Source organism: Rhodococcus sp. P4_F3_2 (assembly GCF_056401335.1).
This window is the reverse complement of sequence record NZ_JBFUJN010000002.1, coordinates 12,952-34,582: the sequence shown is the minus strand read 5'-3', so window position 1 is coordinate 34,582 and position 21,631 is coordinate 12,952. Positions and strand designations below refer to the sequence as shown.

Here is a 21,631-nt window from a genome sequence, read left to right as displayed (position 1 = left end):
CCCCCCTTTCCCCCTCTCGGTGCACCCACCCCCTTTTCGAGCGAACGTACCTTTCGGCGCCTTCAGTGCGCCGAAAGGCACTTTCGCTCAGCCGGTTTCGTCCAATTTGACCCACCTCGACCTCGCGAACACCTGTGGCCGGGGACGTGACTGCGCCAATCTGTAGTGCGCACGCAGGTCGTCGATCACACGATCAGGGTCCGTTCGCAGTGCACTGGGCACCGTCGGCAACACGATGATTCCCGCATTCTGCATACGCGTCCGACGTTCCACCGTGCGCTTGTAGTCCGTCGGCGCGGCATGCCATTCCAAGGAGTCGATGTCCCACGCGAAGGCAACCGAATCGATCCATCCGTCCGGAATTGCGATGAAGTCTCCGTCAGCATCCCGGATCTCATGGTTGAACAACATTTCCGGCAGCCCGCTCCGCTGCCACAGTTTTCGCGCGTGAACCTCCGGAACCGAGTGGACGTTCGCGTTCACTTCGCGCAACACGACCCGAGGTAGCGCGGACCCCCGACTGCTGCCCGCCTCGAGTTCCTTCGCAAGTTCGCGCACCGAGACGTCGCCACGCTGAACGACCTCGGCAATGAGTGCCCGTGTGGGATCGAGGGCCCTGCACCGCCTCGCAGCGTCGAGTAGTGCCCTCGGCAGCGGCGCACAGCGCAGACCGTTGCGAATCTCCGGCTCAGGCAGTCGAACAGTGCGCTCCACCGTGACGAACCCAACCGATTGAACACGACGGTCGATGGGGATGAGCACCTGCACATCCCCGGCGTGCGTCCGATATCCGTACTCCGACATGGCAGATCGCCCCGTCAGCAGAGACTCGTCACCGCTCAACATGAGCGCAGCGATCGATCGTTGACGCGGCGTCGGTTGACCATTTCGGAGCAGGATCACTCCTGGCAATATGCGCTGCCAGGGTCCACCCACTCGACACCGGGTGTGCACGGCGGAGTTGGAGACGCCCAATCGCGCCAACTCGGCCGTTCGGATCACTCCGCTTCGACTGACGCGGTAGATCGCGTCCAGATCATCGCCCCACATTCCACGCCGCATGGTCGCAGCATGACTCGAGTAGCACCGCGGGCCCCGGCGGCGACCTGGGGTTTTGGCGGCCCTGTGGATAACTTTCGGCGAGCGAAAGGCGCGTTGAGCGCCTCAGATGCGCTGAACGTGCCGTTCGCTCGAAAAAAAGGGGGGTCCCGCTCGAAAAAAGGGGGTGCCCCGCTCAACCACCCACCGCGGCCGCGAGCTCTCGCACATGGTCGGCGTCGCGGCAGGTCACCAGCAGCATCGTGACTCCGGCTTCCTCCCAACGCTTCACGTCTGCGCGCACCTCGTCGACGTTGCCGATGATCATGGTCTCGGTGACCATCTCGTCGGGGACGACGGCAGCAGCTTCGTCCTTGCGGCCCGACATGAAGAGGCGACCGATCTCGTCGACCTCCTTCTCGTAGCCCATCCGCTTGTAGACCTGTGCGTGAAAGTTCAACTCGGGGGCGCCCATTCCGCCGACGTAGAGGGCGGTCATCGGCTTGAGAGCGGCGATGGCGGAGGCACGATCGTCGGTCACGATGACCTGGCACGTGGCGGCCACCTCGAAGTCTTCGCGGCTACGACGGGCCCCGGCGCGAGCGAAGCCTTCGTCGAGCCACTTGTTGTACATCGGGGCCAGGCGCGGGGTGTAGTAGATCGCCAGCCACCCGTCGGCGATTTCACCGGCGAGCGCGACGTTCTTCGGCCCTTCGGCGCCGAGCCAGATCGGGATGTCCGCTCGCAGCGGGTGCGTAATGGGCTTGAGCGGCTTGCCAAGTCCCGAACTGCCCGGCCCCGCATACGGCAGAGGGTAGTGGGGGCCGGGGCTGGTGACGGGCGCTTCACGGGCGAGGACCTGGCGCACGATCGAGACGTATTCGCGGGTGCGCGCGAGCGGCTTCTCGAATGGCTGGCCGTACCAACCTTCGACGACCTGCGGTCCGGATACGCCGAGCCCGAGGATCGTTCGCCCACCGTTGAGGTGATCGAGAGTGAGCGCGTGCATGGCACAGCTGGTCGGTGTTCGCGCCGAAATCTGTACGACGGACGTGCCGAGACGGACGTTCTCGGTCCGAGATCCCCACCAGGCGAGCGGGGTGAATGCGTCCGAGCCCCACGACTCCGCCGCGAAGACCGCGTCGAATCCCGCGCCTTCCGCGGCCTCGATCAGTTCCGGGGCGTTTGCCGGCGGCTGTGCGCCCCAGTATCCGAGTTGCAACCCAAGCTTCATCGCAGGCCTCCACATTGCCGGTGATCAGAAGTGACTCTTGCCACAATCTCTAGAACCTGTTCTACTCGATCTTGTGACCATCGGAAAGAGCGGGGTGGCCGACAAGCCCCTGAGCGCACCATTGAATCTCCATTTCGACTACACCAGATCGACGGGACCGACCATCGGCGCGTTCGTGACTGCCCTGCGTGATCGCAAGGTGATCGGCGCACGCGGGTCGAACGGTCGTGTCTTCGTGCCGCCACCGGAATTCGATCCGGATACGGCCGAACCACTGACCGACTTCGTCGGAGTCTCCGACGGCGGAACGGTCGTGAGTTGGACGTGGATGCCCGAACCCATCGAGGGTCAACCCCTGACGAAGCCTTTCGCGTGGGCCCTGATCAAGCTCGACGGCGCGGACACGTCCATGCTCCACGCGGTCGACGTCGACTCCCCCGACGACATCAGCACCGGCCTGCGGGTTCGTGCTCGCTGGGCGTCGGAGCGGATCGGGCAGATCAAGGACATCGAGTGCTTCGAACCAGGTGAGAGCGAAAATGGAATCGCGACAGTCGATTCCACCGCCAATCCTGTCACCATGATCACGACGCCTGTCGACCTGCACTTCATGCATTCCGCCTCGGCCGAGGAGAGTTTCTACCTCCGTGGTCTCGCAGAAGGCAAGCTGATCGGTGGTCGCAGCGGACCCGAAGACAAGATCTACATCCCACCGCGCGGCGCGAATCCCACCAACGGGAAGCCGACGAGCGAGCAGATCGAACTGCCCGACAAGGGAATTGTCACCACCTTCTGCATCGTCAACGTCCCGTTCCTCGGGCAGCGAATCAAACCTCCCTACGTGGCCGCCTACGTGCTTCTCGACGGAGCCGACATTCCGTTCCTGCACTTGATCCTCGAATGTGATGCCGCGGACGTACGCATGGGCATGCGCGTCGAAGCCAAGTGGAAGCCTCGCGAAGAGTGGGGTTACACCCTCGAGAACATCGAATACTTCCGGCCGACAGGTGAACCCGACGCCGAGTACTCCACCTTCCAACACCACCTGTGAGGCTCCTGAAATGACTTCTGCAGACATCGCAGTCGTGGGCTTTGCTCAGGCACCCCACGTCCGCGAAACCAACGGCACCACCAACGGCGTCGAGATGCTCGTCCCGTGCTTCCAGCAGCTCTACAGCGATCTGGGAATCACCAAGTCCGACATCGGCTTCTGGTGCTCCGGATCTTCCGATTACCTGGCCGGACGAGCGTTCTCCTTCATCTCGGCCATCGACTCCATCGGAGCGGTCCCGCCGATCAACGAATCTCACGTCGAGATGGATGCTGCGTGGGCCTTCTACGAAGCGTGGATCAAGATCTTGACCGGCGAGGTCGAGACCGCGCTGGTGTACGGCTTCGGCAAATCCTCCGCCGGGCACCTGCGCAAGATCCTGTCCATGCAGCTCGATCCGTACCTCGTCACTCCGCTGTGGCCGGACTCCGTCTCGATCGCCGGACTTCAAGCCCGACTCGGACTCGACGCGGGTAAGTGGACGCAAGAGGACATGGCGGAGGTTGCCGCTCGCAGCCGTCGTCACGCGCTGAGTAATCCGAAGGCTCAGCTCGCGGGCGAGGTCGACATCGAGGCACTACTCGCCAGCCCGTTCCTCGCAGATCCGTTGCGCGCACACGATTGTGCACCCATCACCGATGGTGCGGCAGCAATCGTCCTGGCCTCGGGTAATCGCGCCCGCGATCTCTGCGATCGGCCGGCGTGGATCACCGGACTCGAGCATCGCATCGACTCCCCCAACCTGGGTGCACGTGACCTGACCACGTCGCCGTCCACTACGTCGGCAGCCAAGGCGGCAACGGGCGGCGAGGTCGGCAACATCGACGTCGCCGAACTGCACGCACCGTTCACTCACCAGGAATTGATCTTGAAGGAAGCGATCGGCCTGACCGACGCCACCACGATCAATCCGTCCGGCGGTCCGCTCAGCGGCAACCCACTGTTCGCCGGTGGTCTGGAACGAATCGGCCACGCCGCCAAGGCAATCTTCGACGGCCAGGCGAATCGCGCTCTGGCCCATGCAACAAGCGGCCCTGTGCTGCAGCAGAACCTGGTAGCAGTCTTGGAGGGACGGAACTGATGGCCGGAACGCCTCAACTCGCGGCCGTGCTCGGCACCGGCCAAACTCACTACGTCGCAAAGCGTCATGATGTCTCGATGGCGGGCTTGGTTCGTGAAGCCATCGACGCCGCGATGCTCGACGCCAACGTCGGCTGGGACGACATCGACGCCGTCGTCATCGGAAAGGCCCCCGACCTGTTCGAGGGTTCGATGATGCCCGAACTCGCCATGTCGGATGCTCTTGGCGCCAACGGAAAGCCGTTGCTGCGTGTTCACACTGCCGGCTCGGTGGGTGGGTCGACGGCTATCGTCGCCTCCAGCCTGGTCAAATCCGGTGTCCACAAGCGGGTTCTGACGGTTTCCTGGGAGAAGCAGTCCGAGTCGAACGCCATGTGGGCGCTGTCCACACCGGTACCGTTCAACATGCCTGTCGGCGCCGGCGCCGGTGGATACTTCGCCCCGCACGTCCGTTCGTACATTCGTCGATCGGGCGCACCGGAGCACATCGGCTACCTCGTCGCGGTGAAGGATCGGCTCAACGGCAGCCTCAATCCGTATGCGCACCTGCGGCAGCCGGACATCACCTTCGAATCGGTGCAGGCATCTCAGATGCTCTGGGATCCGATCCGCTACGACGAGACCTGCCCGTCCTCGGACGGCGCGTGCGCTCTGGTGATCGGCAACGAGGAAGCGGCCGCACAGGTCGAGGCCGAGGGTCGTTCGGTCGCGTGGATCCACGCAACCGCCATGCGCACCGAGCCGACCTTCTATGCCGGACGCGATCAGGTCAATCCGCAGGCCGGCCGTGACGCCGCGGCCGCGCTGTGGAAGTCCGCGGGAATCACCGATCCGCTCAACGAAATCGACTGCGCCGAAATCTATGTCCCGTTCTCGTGGTTCGAGCCGATGTGGCTCGAGAACCTCGGTTTCGCGGAGGAAGGCCAGGGCTGGAAGCTGACCGAGGCCGGCGAAACCGCGATCGGCGGCAAGCTCCCGGTCAATGCCTCGGGCGGTGTTCTCTCTTCCAACCCGATCGGCGCCTCGGGCATGATCCGTTTTGCCGAGTCGGCGATGCAGGTCATGCACCGCGCCGGCGATCACCAGGTGGCCGACGCGCGCAAGGCTCTCGGCCATGCCTACGGCGGTGGCTCGCAGTACTTCTCGATGTGGGTCGTCGGCTCCGAACGTCCCACCACGTAACAGCAGCACACACGCCGATCAGGAAGAGACCGAAGATGAAGTACACCGTCGGGGTTGCCATGAACCCCTTGGACCAGTTAGCCGGTATCGCCAAAACGGCCGAGGAATGCGGCTTTTCGTCGATCGCTCTCCCCGATTCACTGTTCTTCATGGAAACGCAGGCGGCGGATTACCCGTACACCCCGGACGGGTCTCGGATGTGGAATGCCGAGACCCCCTGGGTCGATCCGCTGATCGCCGCAGCTGCAATGGGCGCGGTGACCGAGAAGATCGAGTTCTACACCCAGGTGCTCAAGCTGGGTAGCCGCAATCCGGTCCTGCTCGCGCGGCAGGTCGGATCGGTAGCGGCATTGACGAACAACCGTTTCGGCTTCGGTGTCGGAATCGGTTGGGCTCCTGAAGAGTTCGAGTGGTGCGGCGCTCCGTACAAGCGTCGCGGCGCCCGAGTGGACGAGATGATCGACGTTCTCAAACTAATTCTCGGCGGCGGGATGGTCGAGTATCACGGCGAGTTCTTCGATTTCGATCGCCTGCAGATGAGTCCGGCTCCCACCAAGCCGGTTCCGTTCTACGTCGGCGGCCACACCGAGGTGGCGCTCAAGCGTGCTGCGCGAGTCGGCGACGGTTGGACCTCGGCGATGATCAAGTTCGACGACCTGGTGGGTGTGATCGCACGACTACGCGAACTGCGCGCCGAGTACGGCCGCGAGAACGAGCCGTTCGAAATCCAGACGGTGTGCATCGACCGTTTCGGCAAGGACGGTTACGCAGAACTCGAAGATGCCGGCGTCACGGACATCATCACCGTACCTTGGGTTTTCGACGGAATCGGCTTCGATGCCCCGCTGGAGGCAAAGCAGGATTCGATGCGTAAGTTCGCCGAGCAGTACATCAACTGAGGAGTCGCGATGACTGACGAACACCCCGCCCGCGTCGCGGGTAACGCTTCGCGCGCCGCAGCGAGTGGCAAGAACAAGGAAGCCTGGCTGGACCTCTTCGCCGAGGACGGTTGGGTGGAGGATCCGGTCGGGCCGTCGGGATTCGATCCCGAAGGCAAAGGCCATCACGGACGCGAAGCGATCTCCAAGTTCTACGACATGACGATCGCGACCGCGGACAAGCTCGAGTTTCTGATCGACGATTCACTGGTGTGCGGCAACGAGAACGTCAACATCGGCAAGATCCGGACCACCATCGGCGGCTCGATCATCGACGCCGAGGGCGTGTTCGTCTATCGCGTGAACGACGCAGGCAAGATCGCGTCACTTCGAGCATTCTGGGAAGTGGACCGTGCGATGAAGACGGCACGCCCCGGTCATCGACCGGGGCCGCTCTCGTCGTATTCGAATCAGCCTGTCGTACTTGCACCGAGAACCCTGAAATGGTTTCCTGGTTGCCAACGTCGCGTGTCGATGACGGACTGCGTCAGGCATGGAGGCGTCGTACTGCAAGGGGTCACTCATGACCATTTCGTTCAACCACACCATCATCGCCGCAAAAGACCGACAAGAGTCTGCGTGGTTCTTCACTCACATGTTCGGTCTGCCAGGCCCGGTCGAGGCCGGCTACTTTCTCGGCGTCGAACTCGAGCACGGGGTGACACTGGACTTTGCACAGGTGGAAGAGGGCGCCGAGGTTGCGTCTCAGCACTACGCTTTCCTCGTCTCCGAAGATGACTTCGACGGCATCTACCAGCGGATACAGGCGTTGAAACTTGATCACTGGGCCGATCCGCGCCAGTCGAGTACCGGCTTCAACACCAACGACGGTGGGCGTGGGGTCTACTTCCTCGACCCGTCGGGACATTTCCTGGAAGCGATCACCAAGCCATACGGCGGCTGAATTAGAGATTGAACTACAAACGGCGGCGCCTACGGGAGATGAGGGATCCCGCAGACGCCGCCGCAGTTCCAGGTTGCCAACTAGTGGCCCCCCGGAACGTCTACTGTAGTTCTGCGTGTTCGAGAGTGCAGAGGCAACTCCCGAAAACCTACACAGAACCTACTCGCCGGTTACCAGGTCAGTATATGTCCGGATCAGTGTTTGACCGGGCAGCCCGATGTCTTGTAATCAACCTGAAACTCTTTGATGCCGTTGAGCCAGCCCGAGCGCAGGCGACGGGGATCGCCGAGCCTGGTGATATCGGGTAGGTGATCGGCGATCGCATTGAAGATCAGATCGATTTCGAGACGAGCCAAGTTGGCGCCGATGCAGAAGTGCGCACCCGTGCCGCCGAATCCGAGGTGCGGATTGGGGTCACGCATGATGTCGAACTTCGTGGGGTTCTCGAAGACGTCTTCGTCGAAGTTGGCCGACGCGTACATCATCACGACGCGATCGCCCTTCTTGATCTTCTGTCCCCCGAGTTCGGTGTCTTCGAGCGCGGTGCGCTGGAAAGAGGTCACCGGGGTGGCCCAACGAACGATCTCGTCGGCCGCAGTCTTTGGGCGTTCCTTCTTGTACAGCTCCCACTGGTCGGGATTGTCGAGGAAGGCAACCATGCCGTGTGTGATGGCATTGCGAGTGGTCTCGTTACCCGCGACCGCAAGCAGAATCACGAAGAAGCCGAATTCCTCTGGGGAGAGCTCATTTCCGTCGATGTCAGCTTCGATGAGCTTGGTGACGATGTCATCGGCGGGACACTTCTTGCGCTGATCCGCCATCTGGTACGCGTATCCCAGAATCTCCATCGACGCTGCCTGCGGATCGATGTCGAACTCAGGATCGTCGTAGGACGTCATCTGGTTGGACCAGTCGAAGAGCTTCATTCGATCTTCCTGCGGCACACCGAGAAGCTCGGCGATTGCCTGCAGCGGAAGTTCGGACGCGACCTGAACCACGAAGTCTCCGGCACCACCGGCAGCCGCAGTCTTGACGATCTTTTCGGCGCGCTCGGTCAGTTCTTCGCGCAGGCTGTTGATGGCTCGCGGGGTGAATCCACGCGAAACCAGCTTGCGAAGCTTGGTGTGCTCCGGAGCGTCCTTGTTGATGAGGATGAATCGCTGCATCTCGACGTTCTCGCGCGGGATGTCGTCGGCGAAGCGAGGAATCGCAGTGTTCTCGTGGGTCGAGAAGATGTCGCTTCGCTGCGAGACCTCCTTGACCTCTTCATGACGGGTGACCACCCAGAAGCCCTCGTCCTGGAATCCACCGATTTCCGGGGGCTGCGGATTCCACCACACGGGGGCCGTCTTCCGGAGTTCGGCGAACTCCTCGAACGGCATGCGTTCCGCGTAGATGTCGGGGTCCGTGAAGTCGATTCCCTCGGGGAATGCGGGCTGTGCCACTGATGTCTCCTGCCCTAAGCCTTTTCATCACAGGGGTGATGGGGATCCGTGATGTGTAACACGTTCTACTCTCATTGAAACACAAGCCTGCTTACTAGGAAAGGAAACGTCGACAGGTCTTGCTTCCCGCAGAGAACCTGTTCTACTTTTTCATTACAAGGAAAGGAGCCCGCTGTGGGCACACCAGTAATCGTCGAGGCTGTCCGTACACCGATCGGCAAGCGCGGAGGTTGGCTCGCCGGTCTGCACGCCGCCGAGATCCTCGGAGCGGCACAAAAGGGCGTTCTCGACCGGTCGGGAATCGACCCGTTGCTGATCGAGCAGGTGATCGGCGGCTGCGTCACCCAGGCCGGCGCTCAGTCCAACAACATCACGCGCACGGCTTGGCTGCACGCCGGACTTCCGTGGCAGACCGGCGCAACCACCGTGGACTGCCAGTGTGGTTCGGCCCAGCAGGCGAACCATCTGATTGCCGGACTGATTGCCACCGGCGCCATCGACGCCGGCATCGCCTGCGGCATCGAAGCCATGAGCCAGGTTCCCCTCGGCGCAAACGTCGGCGATCAGGCCGGACCGCGTCGGCCGGCGACGTGGGACATCGACATGCCCAACCAGTTCGAAGCTGCGGAACGCATCGCGCGTCGACGCGGACTGACCCGTGACGACATCGAAGCCCTCGGCGTCCGCTCGCAGGCGCTGGCCAAGCAGGCCTGGGAGGAAGGGCGTTTCGACCGCGAGGTTCTCGAACTTTCGGCGCCCCAGGTCGACAAGGAAGGAAACCTCACGGGCGAGACGAAGCTCGTCAATCGCGATCAGGGCCTGCGCGATACGACGGCCGAGTCCCTAGCCCGACTGAAGCCCGTCCTCGAAGGCGGGATTCACACGGCCGGAACGTCTTCCCAGATATCCGACGGCGCGGCCGCAGTCCTGCTCATGGACGAGGACAAGGCTCGCGCACTCGGGTTGAAGCCGCGAGCCCGCATCATCGCCCAGGCACTGGTCGGCTCGGAACCGGAATTCCACCTCGACGGACCGGTGCAGGCAACCAGCCGTGTCCTGGAGAAGAGCGGAATGAAGATCGGCGACCTCGATCTGTTCGAGATCAACGAAGCATTCGCATCCGTCGCACTGTCCTGGGCTCAGGTTCACGAACCTGACTTCGACAACGTCAATGTCAACGGCGGCGCGCTCGCTCTCGGCCATCCGGTCGGCAGTACGGGCTCTCGACTGATCACCACCGCACTGCACGAATTGGAGCGTCGCAACGGCTCGACGGCTCTGATCACGATGTGCGCCGGCGGCGCGCTGGCCACCGGAACCATCATCGAGCGTATCTGAGATGACTACTCCCCCAGCTAAACCCAAGGGACTCGACGCTCCGGCGACGGTCAAGATCATCAAGTGGATGTCGAAGGCAAACGTCGCCATGTATCGCGCCACCGACGGGCGGCTGGGTAGCAAGTGGCGGGTCGGCAGCGCGTTCCCACGCGGGCTGCCGATCTGCCTGCTCACCACCACCGGTCGCAAATCCGGCGAGGAGCGGATCAGTCCGTTGCTGTTCCTCGAGGACGGCGAGAACGTGATTCTGGTGGCGTCGCAAGGTGGTCTTCCGAAGAACCCGATGTGGTACCTCAACATCAAGGCGGATCCGGTGGTGACGGTGCAGATCAAGTCTCGGATCCGATCGATGAAAGCCCGCGTCTCCACCGAGGACGAGCGTGCTCGGCTGTGGCCGATGTTGACGGCGATGTATCCGGATTTCGACAACTATCAGGCCTGGACCGACCGGGTCATTCCCGTCATCGTGTGCGAGCCGATGAAGAAATAAACGGACTGTTTACAACAAAACGTTTACATTGACCCGGGTTCGTGCCAGCCTGGGTTCATGACCGATGACCAGTTCAGACCGATCGATTCCGGCCGCGAACGCGCACATCGCGAGTACGCCGGACTCTTTCGGATCAGCGAGCGCCACGGCGCGACCCAAAGCCAGCGCGCGCGGCAATCTCATCCGGAGATGCTCGAGCCCTACGGCGCGGTGCGCGTCGTGGCTCGTCTTGCCGGCGGCACCGACACACCGCAGGCGAACGAACCCGAGGTCGACGACGCCGATGTCATGGCTGCGTTGACTCTGATTCCCAAGGCCCGAGCCGAAATGGAACAGCTGGAAGCACTGTTCCTCGGAATTGCCCGCGAACGGGGCATGACCTGGCAAGATATTGCCTTCGGACTCGGGCTCGGCAGCACTCAAGCTGCCCGCCAGCGCTACGAACGGCTCGTTCGCCGCACCGGAGGCTGAACACGTGCCATAACGAGCGAGTTGGAGCACTATTGACTCGTACGGTCCGCACGGCGTTTCGACAGAGCCTCGAACACAGCAAGGAGTCGCATATATGACGACGCATATTCAAGATCAAATCCTGGACCGACGCGAGATCACCTCAGCCCTCGTGCGTGCGCTGGAGCGTCGCCACGAGGTGCTGGACGCAGTGGTCGACAGCAAGGACCACCAGGAGGCACTGACCACCGTCGCGGAACTCCTCGGCACGTCGGAAGCAAATGCCGAAGCAGTTCTGAGCCTCAAGTTCAGTGCACTCACCAAGGCTGCGCGCGATCGCATCCAGGGCGAGCTGGAGAATCTCGACGCCACTCTCGAATGGACGACGCTCGATCGTCCCGCGAGCAGCGGGCAGAACTTCACCCTGCGTCCGTTCAGCGACAGCGCAGAAGACAAGTCGCTGTTCACGATTCGTTCGGGCGAGCAGCTCGGCGAAGACGGCAAGCCGTGGAGCGAGGATCGGATCGAAGCTGAGCGCGTCGGTGGCCTCGGCCGGATCGACGACGAGACCGCTGCCTGGTTCGTCGCCGAGGACGTGTCCGGTGACGGCGCGAAGAGCGTCGGCCTGGTATTCGGCGAACTCGACGGCCAAGAGGTCAACGTGGCGATCTGGATCGCGCCGGAATCTCGCAAGAAGGGCTACGGCACAGCCTGCGTGAAGCATTCTCGGCGCGAGCTCGCCGCAGAGTTCCCCGGCACCGTGTTGGTGGTTCGGGCGCCTGCGTAGGCGGCACACCACCTGTGAGTGGTTAAGGAGTCCCTGCACTCCTTAATCACTCACAGGGCCGGAGGCCCTACGCTCCGTACACCGGCGTCGGAATCTCCGCCTTCTCCAACAGCGTTGCCACGACGGGCCCGATCTCCTTCGGGTCCCAACGGTCACCCTTGTCCTCGCTCGGGCCGTGACGCCAGCCCTCCGCGACGGTGATCTTTCCGCCCTCGACCTCGAACACCCGCCCCGTGACGTCCTTGGACTCGGCGCTACCGAGCCAGACGACCAGCGGCGAGATGTTCTCGGGCGCCATGGCATCGAAGCCCTCCTCGGGAGCTGCCATCGACTCGGCCATCGCCCCACCCGCGCCGACGGTCATGCGCGTGCGCGCAGCAGGCGCGATCGCGTTGACACTGACGCCGTAATTCTTGAGCTCGGCTGCGGCCTGAATGGTCATCTCGGCGATACCGGCCTTCGCCGCAGCGTAGTTACCCTGACCGATCGAACCTTGCAGTCCTGCACCCGAACTGGTGTTGATGATGCGTGCGTCGACGGTCTTGCCCGCCTTGGCCTCAGCGCGCCAGTAGGCAGCAGCGTGACGCAGCGGCGCGAAGTGCCCCTTGAGGTGCACGCGAATCACCGCGTCCCATTCGCCTTCGCTCATGCCGACCAGCATGCGGTCCCGCAGGAAGCCCGCGTTGTTCACGAGTACGTCCAGGCCACCGAAGGTGTCGATCGCGGTCTTGATCAGATTCTCGGCACCCGCCCAGTCAGCGACGTCGTCTCCGTTGACCACTGCTTGGCCACCGGCGGCGATGATCTCCGCGACAACCTGCTCGGCCGGACTCTCACCGGTCTCGGAACCGTCGGCACCCGCACCGATGTCGTTGACGACGACCTTGGCGCCCTCGGCAGCAAACGCCAATGCATGCGCACGTCCGATCCCGCGACCAGCCCCGGTGATGATGACTACGCGTCCGTCGACCAATCCACTCATATTTGTCTCCTAATGCACTCTGCTCGGGCTTGTCGGCTCCGCTTGTGTGCTAACTTACCAAGCAATCGCTTGGTTTGGTACACAGACGTAAGGAATCCCGATATGGGCATCAGCACCTCCTCCGACGGAACCGGCATCACCACGGTCACCATCGACTACGCGCCGGTCAATGCAATCCCGTCCAAGGGATGGTTCGAGCTTGCCGACGCCATCCTCGACGCGGGCAAGGATCTCAACACTCACGTGGTGATCCTGCGAGCCGAGGGACGCGGATTCAACGCCGGCGTCGACATCAAGGAGATGCAGGCGACCGAGGGATTCGACGCACTGGTCGCCGCCAACCGCGGTTGCGCCGCGGCCTTCGCAGCCGTCTACGACTGCGCTGTACCCGTCGTCGTGGCCGTCAACGGATTCTGTGTCGGCGGTGGCATCGGACTGGTCGGCAACGCGGACGTGATCGTCGCTTCCGACGACGCGATCTTCTCCCTCCCCGAGGTCGACCGCGGTGCACTCGGCGCTGCCACGCACCTCTCACGGCTGGTGCCGCAACACATGATGCGCACGCTGTACTACACCGCACAGAGCGTCGACGCCCACACACTCAAACAGTTCGGCAGCGTCTACGACGTGGTCCCGCGCGAGAAGCTCGACGAGTGCGCTCGCGAGATCGCCGCAAAGATCGCCGCGAAGGACACCCGCATCATCCGGTGCGCCAAGGAAGCCATCAACGGCATCGACCCGGTCGACGTCAAGGGCAGCTACCGACTCGAGCAGGGCTACACCTTCGAACTCAACCTCCTCGGTGTGTCCGACGAACACCGCGACGAATTCGTCGCCACCGGCAAGCCGCGCGAGAACGCAACCCAGAAGGAAGGCTGAGACAAACATGGCTAGCAAGCGTGACAAGACGAAGTCGCTCGACGAGGTAGTCGGCGAGCTCCGCAGCGGAATGACGATCGGCTTGGGCGGCTGGGGATCTCGCCGCAAGCCGATGGCCTTCGTGCGTGCGATTCTGCGTTCGGACATCAAGGACCTGACCGTGGTCACTTACGGCGGACCGGATCTCGGGCTGCTGTGCTCGGCCGGCAAGGTCAAGAAGGCGTACTACGGTTTCGTGTCCCTGGACTCCGCACCGTTCTACGATCCGTGGTTTGCCAAGGCGCGCACCGCCGGTGAGATCGAAGTCCGCGAGATGGACGAGGGAATGGTCAAGTGCGGCCTCGAAGCCGCTGCCGCTCGCCTCCCCTTCCTCCCGATCCGCGCAGGCCTCGGTTCGGACGTCCGCAACTTCTGGGGCGACGAACTCAAGACCGTCACCTCCCCGTACCCCGAGGCCGACGGCCGCTCCGAGACCTTGATCGCGATGCCTGCACTCAACCTCGATGCGTCGKTCGTTCATCTCAATCTCGGTGACAAGCACGGCAATGCCGCGTACAACGGTGTCGACCCGTACTTCGACGACCTGTACTGCATGGCCGCCGAAAAGCGTTACGTCTCCGTCGAACGCATTGTCGAGACCGAGGAACTGGTCAAATCCGTTCCACTGCAGAATCTTCTGCTCAACCGCATGATGGTCGACGCCGTCGTCGAGGCCCCGAACGGTGCCCACTTCACGTTGGCCGGCGAAAGCTACGGCCGCGACGAGAAGTTCCAGCGTCACTACGCCGAGGCCGCCAAGACCCCCGAGTCGTGGCAGACGTTCGTCGACACCTTCCTCTCCGGCAGCGAAGAGGACTACCAAGCCGCAGTAAAGAAGTTTGCCGATTCATCAAAGGCAGGGGAGCAGGCAAAATGAGCGAATCCACCGTCACCCGCGCAGAGTACGTTGTTCTCGCGTGCGCTGAAATCTTCTCCGGTGCAGGCGAAATCATGGCCAGCCCGATGTCGACGTCGTCCACCATCGGCGCTCGCCTGGCTCGGCTCACCACCGAACCCGACCTGCTGATCACCGATGGTGAAGCCCTCATTCTCGAGGACACCCCGGCAGTCGGAACGAAGGGCCCCATCGAAGGATGGATGCCTTTCCGCAAGGTGTTCGACGTCGTCTCTTCGGGCCGTCGCCACGTAGTCATGGGCGCCAATCAGCTCGATCGCCACGGCAACCAGAACCTCTCCGCCTTCGGCCCGCTTCAGCAGCCGACGCGTCAGATGTTCGGTGTGCGCGGCGCCCCGGGCAACACCATCAACCACGCGACGAGCTACTTCGTCCCCAAGCACTCCAAGCGAGTGTTCGTCGACAAGGTCGACGTGGTGTGCGGTGTCGGCTACGACCAGATCGATCCCGAGAACCCGGCATACAAGTACCTGAACATCCCCCGCGTTGTCACCAACCTCGGTGTCTTCGACTTTGGTGGACCGGGAAACACCTTCCGCGCGTTGAGCCTCCATCCCGGCGTCACCGCCGAAGAGGTAGCCGAGAACACCTCGTTCGAGGTAGCCGGACTCGCCGAGGCCGGTATCACCCGTGACCCCACCGCCGAAGAACTCCACCTCATTCGCGAGACCCTCGATCCGCGCAACCTCCGGGACCGTGAGGTCTCGGCATGACCCCCACTCTGAAGACAGCACTGACCGAACTGGTCGGTGTCGAGTACCCGATCGTGCAGACAGGCATGGGCTGGGTTTCCGGGCCCGCGCTGACGTCGGCGACGGCCAACGCGGGCGGTCTCGGCATCCTGGCTTCGGCCACGATGACCTACGACGAGCTCGAGCACGCGATCAAGAAGACGAAGCAGCTCACGGACAAGCCGTTCGGCGTCAACATGCGTGCCGACGCCACCGACGCGCCGCAGCGCGCGGACCTGCTGATCCGTGAGGGCGTCAAGGTCGCGTCGTTTGCCTTGGCTCCCAAGAAGGAACTGATCGCCAAGCTCAAGGACCACGGCATCGTCGTCGTACCGTCGATCGGTGCCGCGAAGCATGCGGTCAAGGTTGCATCTTGGGGCGCGGACGCCGTCATCGTCCAGGGCGGCGAAGGTGGTGGTCACACCGGCGGTGTGGCAACGACATTGCTTCTTCCCTCGGTTCTCGACGCGGTCGATATTCCGGTCATCGCCGGTGGCGGATTCTTCGACGGCCGCGGGCTGGCCGCAGCGTTGGCGTACGGCGCTGCCGGTGTCGCCATGGGGACGCGTTTCTTGCTCACCAGTGACTCTTCGGTGCCGGACTCCGTCAAGCAGGAATACCTCAAGCGAGGACTGACGGATACGACGGTCTCACGCAAGGTCGACGGCATGCCTCATCGTGTGCTCAACACCGACCTGGTCAACAGCCTCGAAGGTTCCAGCTATGCAACCGGTTTGATCGCTGCTGCCAAGAACGCCACCAAGTTCAAGGCAATGACAGGTATGAAGTGGTCGACGCTCGCCAAGGACGGCCTCGCAATGAAGCGCTCGGGTGACCGCACGCTGATGCAAATCATCATGGCGGCGAATACCCCGATGTTGCTCAAGGCCGGTCTGGTCGAGGGCAATACGGAAGCCGGCGTGCTTGCCTCGGGTCAGGTTGTCGGAATGATCAACGATCTGCCCAGCTGCAAGGAACTGATCGAGAACATCATGGAGGACGCGGCCAAGCGTATCGACGCGCTTGCGGCTCTTCGCTGACGCAGATTCATCCGAGTGCGTCTCCCCCACTGCGCTTTACGCGGAGTCGGAGGAGGCGCACTCTGCGCATTGCCGAGCTAACCGGTCTGCTGGTGACGACCACCCGGCACCTCGAAATACTGGGAGATTGCCACCGCGGCCATCTGTACCGGTGCAACGTGTCGATCGTCGATCTTGCCTCGAACGAGTGGGCCGCTGATCGACAGACCGACTTCCGCTTCGCCCAGCGCACCCACCCTCACACCGATGCAGCCGAGACCCGAAGTACACGTACCGAATACGACGCCGTACCGATGGTTGGCTATTGCGGAATGTTGCGCGACCGTCGAACGGCGGCCCGCTGCCAAGAGTGCCTTGCCGATTGCCGAGGATCGCGCCGGGATGCGAGAGCCGACGCCTGTCTGGAGGTCAGGTATCGCCTGGCTGCCGATCTTCTGAAGGTATCGCACGTTGCTTCCCTCGAGGACCCCGAGATGTACGGCCTGATTGGTGACGAGGTGCAGGTTGTACAACAACGGCACCACCACCCTCTCGAACTTGTTTCGATACAACGAGATTGCCCCAAGATCGCCGAGTTTGTCGCCGATTTCGTACTCGAGGCCTTCTCTGCGAAGCCAATCCATCCTCACTAGCTTCAGAAGCATCCTGTGCACGGACGATCGCGGAATCCCGGTTCGACGGGCCACCTCGCCCAGCGTCAACCGCGGCGTGTCACGAAAGCAATCCACTACCATCGCCAACCTGTCGAGGGTTGACATAGGGATGGGCTCTTCTGTGATCGGTCCGACCGACATGGCGTCTCCGTTTCGGTGATCCGCCCGTCGAGAGGACAGCGCTGGGCGTGCTCTGCTGACTGCAAATCTGGGCCTTCACCGGACGAACCGCCAGGGCGTTTCCCACCGTGCGGGAGACAAACCTGCCTGGCCACTCCACCTGCAGCTATACCGATCACCGGTTACCCCCGTTGAACCTGGACCAACTCCTCACCACAGTGGCCAACACAGATCACTGAACAAAGGACGACGAGTTGACTACAGACGTGACGACCACAACGGACCTCGGCGAAGTCGACGACATCCGCATGATCGACGAGGGCGCTGCTCCCGAACGTTTCGCCCGCGGATGGCACTGCCTCGGACTTGCAACGGATTTCCACGACGGGAACCCACATCCGATCGAGGCCTTCGGCACCAAGCTTGTCGTATTTGCCGACAGCCAGGGCGAATTGAAGGTCCTCGATGCCTACTGCCGTCACATGGGCGGCGACCTCAGTCAGGGCACGGTCAAGGGCGATTCAGTCGCCTGCCCCTTCCACGACTGGCGTTGGGGCGGCAACGGCAAATGCACCGCGATCCCCTATGCACGCCGCGTTCCACCGCTTGCCAAAACTCGCGCCTGGACCACCCTCGAACAAGACGGACTGCTCTTCGTCTGGCATGACCCCGAAGGCAATCCGCCTCCGGCCGAAGTCGCCATACCGGTAATCAAAACTCCGGACCACGAATGGACCGATTGGGTATGGAAGTCAATCGTCATCGACACCAACTGTCGAGAAATCGTCGACAACGTCGTGGACATGGCGCACTTCTTCTACGTGCACTTTTCGTTTCCCACTTACTTCAAGAACGTCTTCGAGGGGCATGTCGCCATCCAGGAGCAGAGCGGTATCAACCGCGACGACATCGTGACCTGGACGGATCCCGACGTGCCGAAGTTGGTCTCGAACTTCTCGGTGGCCGCCTATCACGGACCGTCGTTCATGATCGATGATCTGGTGTACCAGTACGAAACGTTCAAGGTGGATTCGGTTTTGATCAACTGCCACTATCCGGTCAGCCCGAACAAGTTTGTCCTGATGTACGGCATCACCGTCAAGAAGACCGAGGAACTTCCCGCCGGGATAGCGGACCAAACCGTTGACGCGATGATCGGTTACATCGGCGTCGGATTCGAGCAGGACATCGAGATCTGGAAGAACAAGACCCGCATCGACAACCCACTACTCTGCACCGAGGACGGTCCGGTCTACCAACTGAGGCGGTGGTACGAACAGTTCTACGTCGACGTCGCCGACGTCACGCCCGAGATGATCGATCGCTTCGAATTCGAGATGGACACAAGCAAACCCATCGAGGTGTGGAAACAGGAGGTTGCAGACAACCTCGCACGCCGTGCAGGAGCAGCGCAGTGACCATGGAACCAGTGGACTGCGAGCGGTGTGGAACATATGTCCTCGTCGAGAAGAACAGCTGGCAACATACCTCGACTCAATGGCGATCGGATCCGCACAACGTGTGTTCGGAGTATCGCGAAGACAAGGCGTCGCCGAAAATTCGCACCGGAACTTGTTCGGCATTAAGAGATTCCATCAACCGAGCTGCAGTCGACGGGAGACTCACCGTTCCAGATTGACCTAGCGCGCGCCCACCGCATCCACCTCGTCGCCGGCCATCACAGCGGCCAGCTCTGATGCCAATGTTCCATTGTTCTCCACGACTACGGTGTCGCAGCCTTGCCACATTGCGGTTCTACGAAGGAGCTCAGCCAGACGCGGTGCAGTGTCGGCATCGGCGGTGGGCTCGGCCCAAGCAGCGCGCACGAGTAGCCGACGGTTCTGTCGGTCGTTCTTGAGATCGACTCGCGCGCAGATATTGTCGTCGATCAACACGGGGAGCACATAGTAGCCGTGAACCCGCTTGTGTGCGGGAGTATAGATCTCGATCCGGTAGTGAAAGTCGAAGAGCCGCAACGCTCGATCGCGCGCCCACACTACCGGATCGAAGGGCGACAACAGAGCCTCGGTTCGGATCGACCTTGGACGCTTTGCCTGTGGATCACTCCATACCTCGCGAGGCTTGCCACGACGCTCCCAGCCCTCGACGGAAACACTGCGTACATTGCCGGCGTCTTCGAGCTCACGCAAGGCAATTCGTGCCTCAGCGCTCGGCAGCCGAAAGTAGTCGGCGATATCGTCGAGCGTACCGAGTCCGTGGGCCTTCACACCGCGCAGCACCAGCTCACGGATCGCGTCCGATCGATCGATCCTCGCATCGAGGATCTCGGGCGCGAGCATGTGTTCGGCAAGGCCGTATCGACGTTCGARTCCTGCGCGACCCGCCGATACCACTTCGCCCCACCGGAACAGAGTCTCCAGCCCGACTTTCACGTCCGACCACCCCCACCACGGGCCGCGGCGTGTATTCGCTTCATGCTCGACTTCGCTCGCCGCCATCGGACCGTTTTCACACAGTTCGTTGCGCAACCAGTCGAGGAAGTGGCGCCGATCAGACGCCCATCCGTTCTTGTCGCTCAAAGCTTTGTCACGAAACTGGTCCATGCGCCAACGAAAGAGCGGCCACATGTCCACCGGCAGGAACGTCGCTTCGTGTCCCCAGTATTCGAGGTACCCCGACTCCGGGGAGAAGGTCAGCTGATCAAGCCTGGACTTGTCGTAGGCGCCCAGTCGCGCATAAACGGGCAGGTAGTGGCTGCGTTCGAAAACGTTGACCGAGTCGATCTGCAAGACCTGCAGCCGGTCCATCACGCTGACCAGATTGCGCCGCGTCACCGTTGCCGGGTGTGATTTGCCGAACCCTTGAGCGGCGAGCGCTATTCGGCGGGCAGCTGCCAGAGACACGACTTCGCTCATAGCCGACCACACTACGCACGCCGTCCGACAAGTTTCAGGGCGGCGAGAAGTTCAGGGCGGCGCGAAGTTCAGGGCGGCGGAGCCGGGCGGCCGAAGAGAACTGCTGACATGAACGTCTGAAGTGTGGAGGCGTTTTCTGCTGCAACATCGAACTTCATCAAGCGTCCGATGTCGGGGACGAGGTTCAAAGCAGCGTGAACCAGGAACTTCGCCTCTATCGCCGAAAGGTCCGGACGAATTTCGCGAAGTATCCGCGCCCACTCGACCACGTACAGCTTCTGGCGATTCTTCAGATCGCTTCGATGTCCCGGCAGAAGGTTGTTCATCTCGGAAAAATAGACCGACATCAATTCATGTTGTGCAAACGACAACTCCACGTACATCGCCGACAGTGCGCGCAGCGCTTCCTCCGGCGACGTCGCAGACTCGAATACTGCTGCCGTCGCAAGGTCCAGACGGTCCGCCGCTCGATAGAACACCGCCCCGAGAAGTTCCGCTTTGCTCGGAAAGTAGCGGTACATCCCGGAAGCGTTCAAACCCGCAGCGGCTGCCATCTCTTCGATACTGACGTCGTGGTAACCGCGAGAATCGAAGAGCCGCACGGCTTCCTGCAGCAGACGTTCACGCTTGTTCGTCGTCACCGACCGCGTCGACACAGTTTGCTCCGACCGCCGCGATGTAATTGCACTCCCACCATGTTCGATCGACAGACAAGCGTCGAGAAGAACTTGCTCCATCCGACGTTGGGGCAGTATCAGATTGTGAGCGGTGATGCTGCCGATCACGCTGAACATCGCTGAGGTGAGGATGGTTTCGGCACGAGCACTCGCCGGCGGTTCGGAGCGTGAAAGATGCAGTGCAACTCGGTGATTGACAGCAGCTGACTGAGCTCGGACCGATTTCCGATCGGCAGCGTCGAGAAACCGACTCTCCCACCGGTAGATCCCGGCTGTGCGCCGATTACGCACCGTCGTTCGGATCACAGCGAGCAAATCCTCGCGTAGGCGCTCCCGGTCAGTTGCATCGGCGGCGACGGAGACCGCATCGAGTGCACTCTCGAGCGCGTCGGTCAATTCCAGTGCCGCGTGGCGGAACATCGCATACTTGTTCGGAAAATGCCGATAGAGTGCCGAACCCGAAATACCGACGGACGACGCAATATCCTCGACGCCTACGGCAGGATATCCCCGTTCGCTGAACGCAATTGCAGCCGCAGCGGCGATCTTCGCCTTGCGGTCCTTCGGACGTCGCTTGACCGACTCCGATCCCGCCGCTCGAAGGATTACACGCGAGGTCTGTTCGTCAACTGTCTGCGCATCGACAGACTGCTGTCTCGGGCTCACTCGCGCACCCCCTCTCTCAGCCCCACCAGACACCAAACCGATCCTTTTGCGAATGAGCATAATCATAATCGCTGCGCGCCATCGGAAACTTTCGAGATTCCACTGTATCCACGCT

The 21,631-nt window shown here is 62.1% G+C and carries 21 protein-coding genes and 1 pseudogene; 15 read left to right on the top strand and 7 right to left on the bottom strand.

What is annotated here, in order from left to right; translation table 11 throughout:
* Nucleotides 1-87 precede the first annotated feature (87 nt).
* Both AC1DWA_RS02780 and AC1DWA_RS02775 read right to left on the bottom strand, forming a co-directional pair.
* Nucleotides 88-1,062 (bottom strand): hypothetical protein, encoded by a 975-nt coding sequence (locus tag AC1DWA_RS02780; protein ID WP_020968491.1) that lies wholly within the window; start codon nucleotides 1,060-1,062, stop codon nucleotides 88-90.
* Between the two features lie 172 nt (nucleotides 1,063-1,234).
* On the bottom strand, nucleotides 1,235-2,272 hold the full coding sequence (locus AC1DWA_RS02775; RefSeq protein WP_070385852.1) for an LLM class F420-dependent oxidoreductase: 1,038 nt from the start codon (nucleotides 2,270-2,272) through the stop codon (nucleotides 1,235-1,237).
* Nucleotides 2,273-2,345: 73 nt separating this feature from the next.
* On the opposite strand from AC1DWA_RS02775, the gene AC1DWA_RS02770 reads away from it, so the two are divergent.
* From AC1DWA_RS02770 to AC1DWA_RS02745, 6 genes and pseudogenes are all read left to right on the top strand, one after another.
* Nucleotides 2,346-3,323, top strand: a complete 978-nt coding sequence (locus AC1DWA_RS02770; RefSeq protein WP_047889542.1) for a Zn-ribbon domain-containing OB-fold protein — start codon at nucleotides 2,346-2,348, stop codon at nucleotides 3,321-3,323.
* 10 nt (nucleotides 3,324-3,333) lie between these two features.
* Nucleotides 3,334-4,404: a thiolase domain-containing protein gene (locus AC1DWA_RS02765; RefSeq protein WP_047889541.1), complete on the top strand. Its 1,071-nt coding sequence runs from the start codon at nucleotides 3,334-3,336 to the stop codon at nucleotides 4,402-4,404.
* On the top strand, nucleotides 4,404-5,585 hold the full coding sequence (locus AC1DWA_RS02760) for a thiolase domain-containing protein (RefSeq protein ID WP_003945946.1): 1,182 nt from the start codon (nucleotides 4,404-4,406) through the stop codon (nucleotides 5,583-5,585). Before AC1DWA_RS02765 ends, AC1DWA_RS02760 begins: the two co-directional genes overlap by 1 nt.
* Nucleotides 5,586-5,620: 35 nt before the next feature.
* Nucleotides 5,621-6,484 (top strand): TIGR03619 family F420-dependent LLM class oxidoreductase, encoded by an 864-nt coding sequence (locus AC1DWA_RS02755; protein ID WP_019746978.1) that lies wholly within the window; start codon nucleotides 5,621-5,623, stop codon nucleotides 6,482-6,484.
* Between the two features lie 9 nt (nucleotides 6,485-6,493).
* A pseudogene (locus tag AC1DWA_RS02750) lies at nucleotides 6,494-6,895 on the top strand (nuclear transport factor 2 family protein); the annotation flags it as partial.
* A gap of 151 nt (nucleotides 6,896-7,046) precedes the next feature.
* A complete protein-coding gene (locus tag AC1DWA_RS02745; RefSeq protein ID WP_020906296.1) occupies nucleotides 7,047-7,427 on the top strand; it encodes a VOC family protein in 381 nt (126 codons plus the stop codon).
* Between the two features lie 194 nt (nucleotides 7,428-7,621).
* Here the strand turns inward: AC1DWA_RS02745 and AC1DWA_RS02740 are convergent, their stop codons facing one another.
* Nucleotides 7,622-8,872, bottom strand: a complete 1,251-nt coding sequence (locus AC1DWA_RS02740; protein WP_003945573.1) for a cytochrome P450 — start codon at nucleotides 8,870-8,872, stop codon at nucleotides 7,622-7,624.
* Between the two features lie 174 nt (nucleotides 8,873-9,046).
* Here AC1DWA_RS02740 and AC1DWA_RS02735 point away from each other — a divergent pair, with 174 nt between their 5' ends.
* The 4 genes from AC1DWA_RS02735 to AC1DWA_RS02720 all read left to right on the top strand — a co-directional run bounded on the left by AC1DWA_RS02735 (nucleotide 9,047) and on the right by AC1DWA_RS02720 (nucleotide 11,937).
* Complete coding sequence (locus AC1DWA_RS02735; RefSeq protein WP_019746975.1) at nucleotides 9,047-10,210, top strand: steroid 3-ketoacyl-CoA thiolase; 1,164 nt, start codon at nucleotides 9,047-9,049, stop codon at nucleotides 10,208-10,210.
* 1 nt (nucleotide 10,211) lies between these two features.
* Complete coding sequence (locus tag AC1DWA_RS02730; RefSeq protein WP_477846352.1) at nucleotides 10,212-10,700, top strand: nitroreductase family deazaflavin-dependent oxidoreductase; 489 nt, start codon at nucleotides 10,212-10,214, stop codon at nucleotides 10,698-10,700.
* A 57-nt stretch (nucleotides 10,701-10,757) separates the two neighbouring features.
* On the top strand, nucleotides 10,758-11,171 hold the full coding sequence (locus tag AC1DWA_RS02725) for a hypothetical protein (protein WP_019746973.1): 414 nt from the start codon (nucleotides 10,758-10,760) through the stop codon (nucleotides 11,169-11,171).
* Between the two features lie 94 nt (nucleotides 11,172-11,265).
* Entirely contained in the window at nucleotides 11,266-11,937 is a 672-nt protein-coding gene (locus AC1DWA_RS02720; protein ID WP_182261236.1) for a GNAT family N-acetyltransferase, read from the top strand.
* Nucleotides 11,938-12,004: 67 nt separating this feature from the next.
* Here the strand turns inward: AC1DWA_RS02720 and AC1DWA_RS02715 are convergent, their stop codons facing one another.
* Complete coding sequence (locus tag AC1DWA_RS02715) at nucleotides 12,005-12,919, bottom strand: SDR family oxidoreductase (RefSeq protein ID WP_020906294.1); 915 nt, start codon at nucleotides 12,917-12,919, stop codon at nucleotides 12,005-12,007.
* A gap of 102 nt (nucleotides 12,920-13,021) precedes the next feature.
* Here AC1DWA_RS02715 and echA20 point away from each other — a divergent pair, with 102 nt between their 5' ends.
* From echA20 to AC1DWA_RS02695, 4 genes are read left to right on the top strand one after another with little or no spacing between them, the layout of a single operon-like run.
* Nucleotides 13,022-13,798 (top strand): (7aS)-7a-methyl-1,5-dioxo-2,3,5,6,7,7a-hexahydro-1H-indene-carboxyl-CoA hydrolase, encoded by a 777-nt coding sequence (gene echA20, locus AC1DWA_RS02710; protein ID WP_003945611.1) that lies wholly within the window; start codon nucleotides 13,022-13,024, stop codon nucleotides 13,796-13,798.
* Between the two features lie 7 nt (nucleotides 13,799-13,805).
* The gene (gene ipdA, locus AC1DWA_RS02705; protein ID WP_477916462.1) at nucleotides 13,806-14,714 is read left to right on the top strand and encodes a cholesterol ring-cleaving hydrolase subunit IpdA; all 909 of its coding nucleotides are present in this window, start codon (nucleotides 13,806-13,808) and stop codon (nucleotides 14,712-14,714) included.
* On the top strand, nucleotides 14,711-15,466 hold the full coding sequence (locus AC1DWA_RS02700) for a CoA-transferase subunit beta (protein WP_477846353.1): 756 nt from the start codon (nucleotides 14,711-14,713) through the stop codon (nucleotides 15,464-15,466). Before ipdA ends, AC1DWA_RS02700 begins: the two co-directional genes overlap by 4 nt.
* A complete protein-coding gene (locus AC1DWA_RS02695) occupies nucleotides 15,463-16,524 on the top strand; it encodes an NAD(P)H-dependent flavin oxidoreductase (RefSeq protein WP_019746967.1) in 1,062 nt (353 codons plus the stop codon). The genes AC1DWA_RS02700 and AC1DWA_RS02695 overlap by 4 nt, the downstream gene beginning before the upstream one ends.
* A gap of 77 nt (nucleotides 16,525-16,601) precedes the next feature.
* On the opposite strand, the gene AC1DWA_RS02690 is transcribed toward AC1DWA_RS02695, so the two are convergent.
* Nucleotides 16,602-17,282 (bottom strand): IclR family transcriptional regulator, encoded by a 681-nt coding sequence (locus tag AC1DWA_RS02690; protein ID WP_223257971.1) that lies wholly within the window; start codon nucleotides 17,280-17,282, stop codon nucleotides 16,602-16,604.
* 323 nt (nucleotides 17,283-17,605) lie between these two features.
* On the opposite strand from AC1DWA_RS02690, the gene AC1DWA_RS02685 reads away from it, so the two are divergent.
* Nucleotides 17,606-18,715, top strand: coding sequence for a 3-ketosteroid-9-alpha-monooxygenase, oxygenase component (locus AC1DWA_RS02685; RefSeq protein ID WP_051295962.1), 1,110 nt, complete (start codon nucleotides 17,606-17,608; stop codon nucleotides 18,713-18,715).
* Nucleotides 18,716-18,937: 222 nt separating this feature from the next.
* On the opposite strand, the gene AC1DWA_RS02680 is transcribed toward AC1DWA_RS02685, so the two are convergent.
* Nucleotides 18,938-20,173 carry a winged helix-turn-helix domain-containing protein gene (locus tag AC1DWA_RS02680; protein ID WP_477916461.1) on the bottom strand — a complete coding sequence of 412 codons (1,236 nt, stop codon included), beginning with the start codon at nucleotides 20,171-20,173 and terminating at the stop codon, nucleotides 18,938-18,940.
* 68 nt (nucleotides 20,174-20,241) lie between these two features.
* Nucleotides 20,242-21,516 (bottom strand): TetR/AcrR family transcriptional regulator, encoded by a 1,275-nt coding sequence (locus AC1DWA_RS02675; protein ID WP_477846355.1) that lies wholly within the window; start codon nucleotides 21,514-21,516, stop codon nucleotides 20,242-20,244.
* Between the last annotated feature and the right edge of the window lie 115 nt (nucleotides 21,517-21,631).

What these genes read in the sequence shown, in the direction of transcription:
- AC1DWA_RS02780 (WP_020968491.1), bottom strand. Translation starts at nt 1,062, where the DNA reads ATGCGGCGTGGAATGTGGGGCGATGATCTGGACGCGATCTACCGCGTC.
- AC1DWA_RS02775 (WP_070385852.1), bottom strand. Translation starts at nt 2,272, where the DNA reads ATGAAGCTTGGGTTGCAACTCGGATACTGGGGCGCACAGCCGCCGGCA.
- AC1DWA_RS02765 (WP_047889541.1), top strand. Translation starts at nt 3,334, where the DNA reads ATGACTTCTGCAGACATCGCAGTCGTGGGCTTTGCTCAGGCACCCCAC.
- AC1DWA_RS02760 (WP_003945946.1), top strand. Translation starts at nt 4,404, where the DNA reads ATGGCCGGAACGCCTCAACTCGCGGCCGTGCTCGGCACCGGCCAAACT.
- AC1DWA_RS02755 (WP_019746978.1), top strand. Translation starts at nt 5,621, where the DNA reads ATGAAGTACACCGTCGGGGTTGCCATGAACCCCTTGGACCAGTTAGCC.
- AC1DWA_RS02745 (WP_020906296.1), top strand. Translation starts at nt 7,047, where the DNA reads ATGACCATTTCGTTCAACCACACCATCATCGCCGCAAAAGACCGACAA.
- AC1DWA_RS02730 (WP_477846352.1), top strand. Translation starts at nt 10,212, where the DNA reads ATGACTACTCCCCCAGCTAAACCCAAGGGACTCGACGCTCCGGCGACG.
- AC1DWA_RS02725 (WP_019746973.1), top strand. Translation starts at nt 10,758, where the DNA reads ATGACCGATGACCAGTTCAGACCGATCGATTCCGGCCGCGAACGCGCA.
- AC1DWA_RS02720 (WP_182261236.1), top strand. Translation starts at nt 11,266, where the DNA reads ATGACGACGCATATTCAAGATCAAATCCTGGACCGACGCGAGATCACC.
- AC1DWA_RS02715 (WP_020906294.1), bottom strand. Translation starts at nt 12,919, where the DNA reads ATGAGTGGATTGGTCGACGGACGCGTAGTCATCATCACCGGGGCTGGT.
- echA20 (WP_003945611.1), top strand. Translation starts at nt 13,022, where the DNA reads ATGGGCATCAGCACCTCCTCCGACGGAACCGGCATCACCACGGTCACC.
- AC1DWA_RS02700 (WP_477846353.1), top strand. Translation starts at nt 14,711, where the DNA reads ATGAGCGAATCCACCGTCACCCGCGCAGAGTACGTTGTTCTCGCGTGC.
- AC1DWA_RS02695 (WP_019746967.1), top strand. Translation starts at nt 15,463, where the DNA reads ATGACCCCCACTCTGAAGACAGCACTGACCGAACTGGTCGGTGTCGAG.
- AC1DWA_RS02690 (WP_223257971.1), bottom strand. Translation starts at nt 17,282, where the DNA reads ATGTCAACCCTCGACAGGTTGGCGATGGTAGTGGATTGCTTTCGTGAC.
- AC1DWA_RS02685 (WP_051295962.1), top strand. Translation starts at nt 17,606, where the DNA reads ATGATCGACGAGGGCGCTGCTCCCGAACGTTTCGCCCGCGGATGGCAC.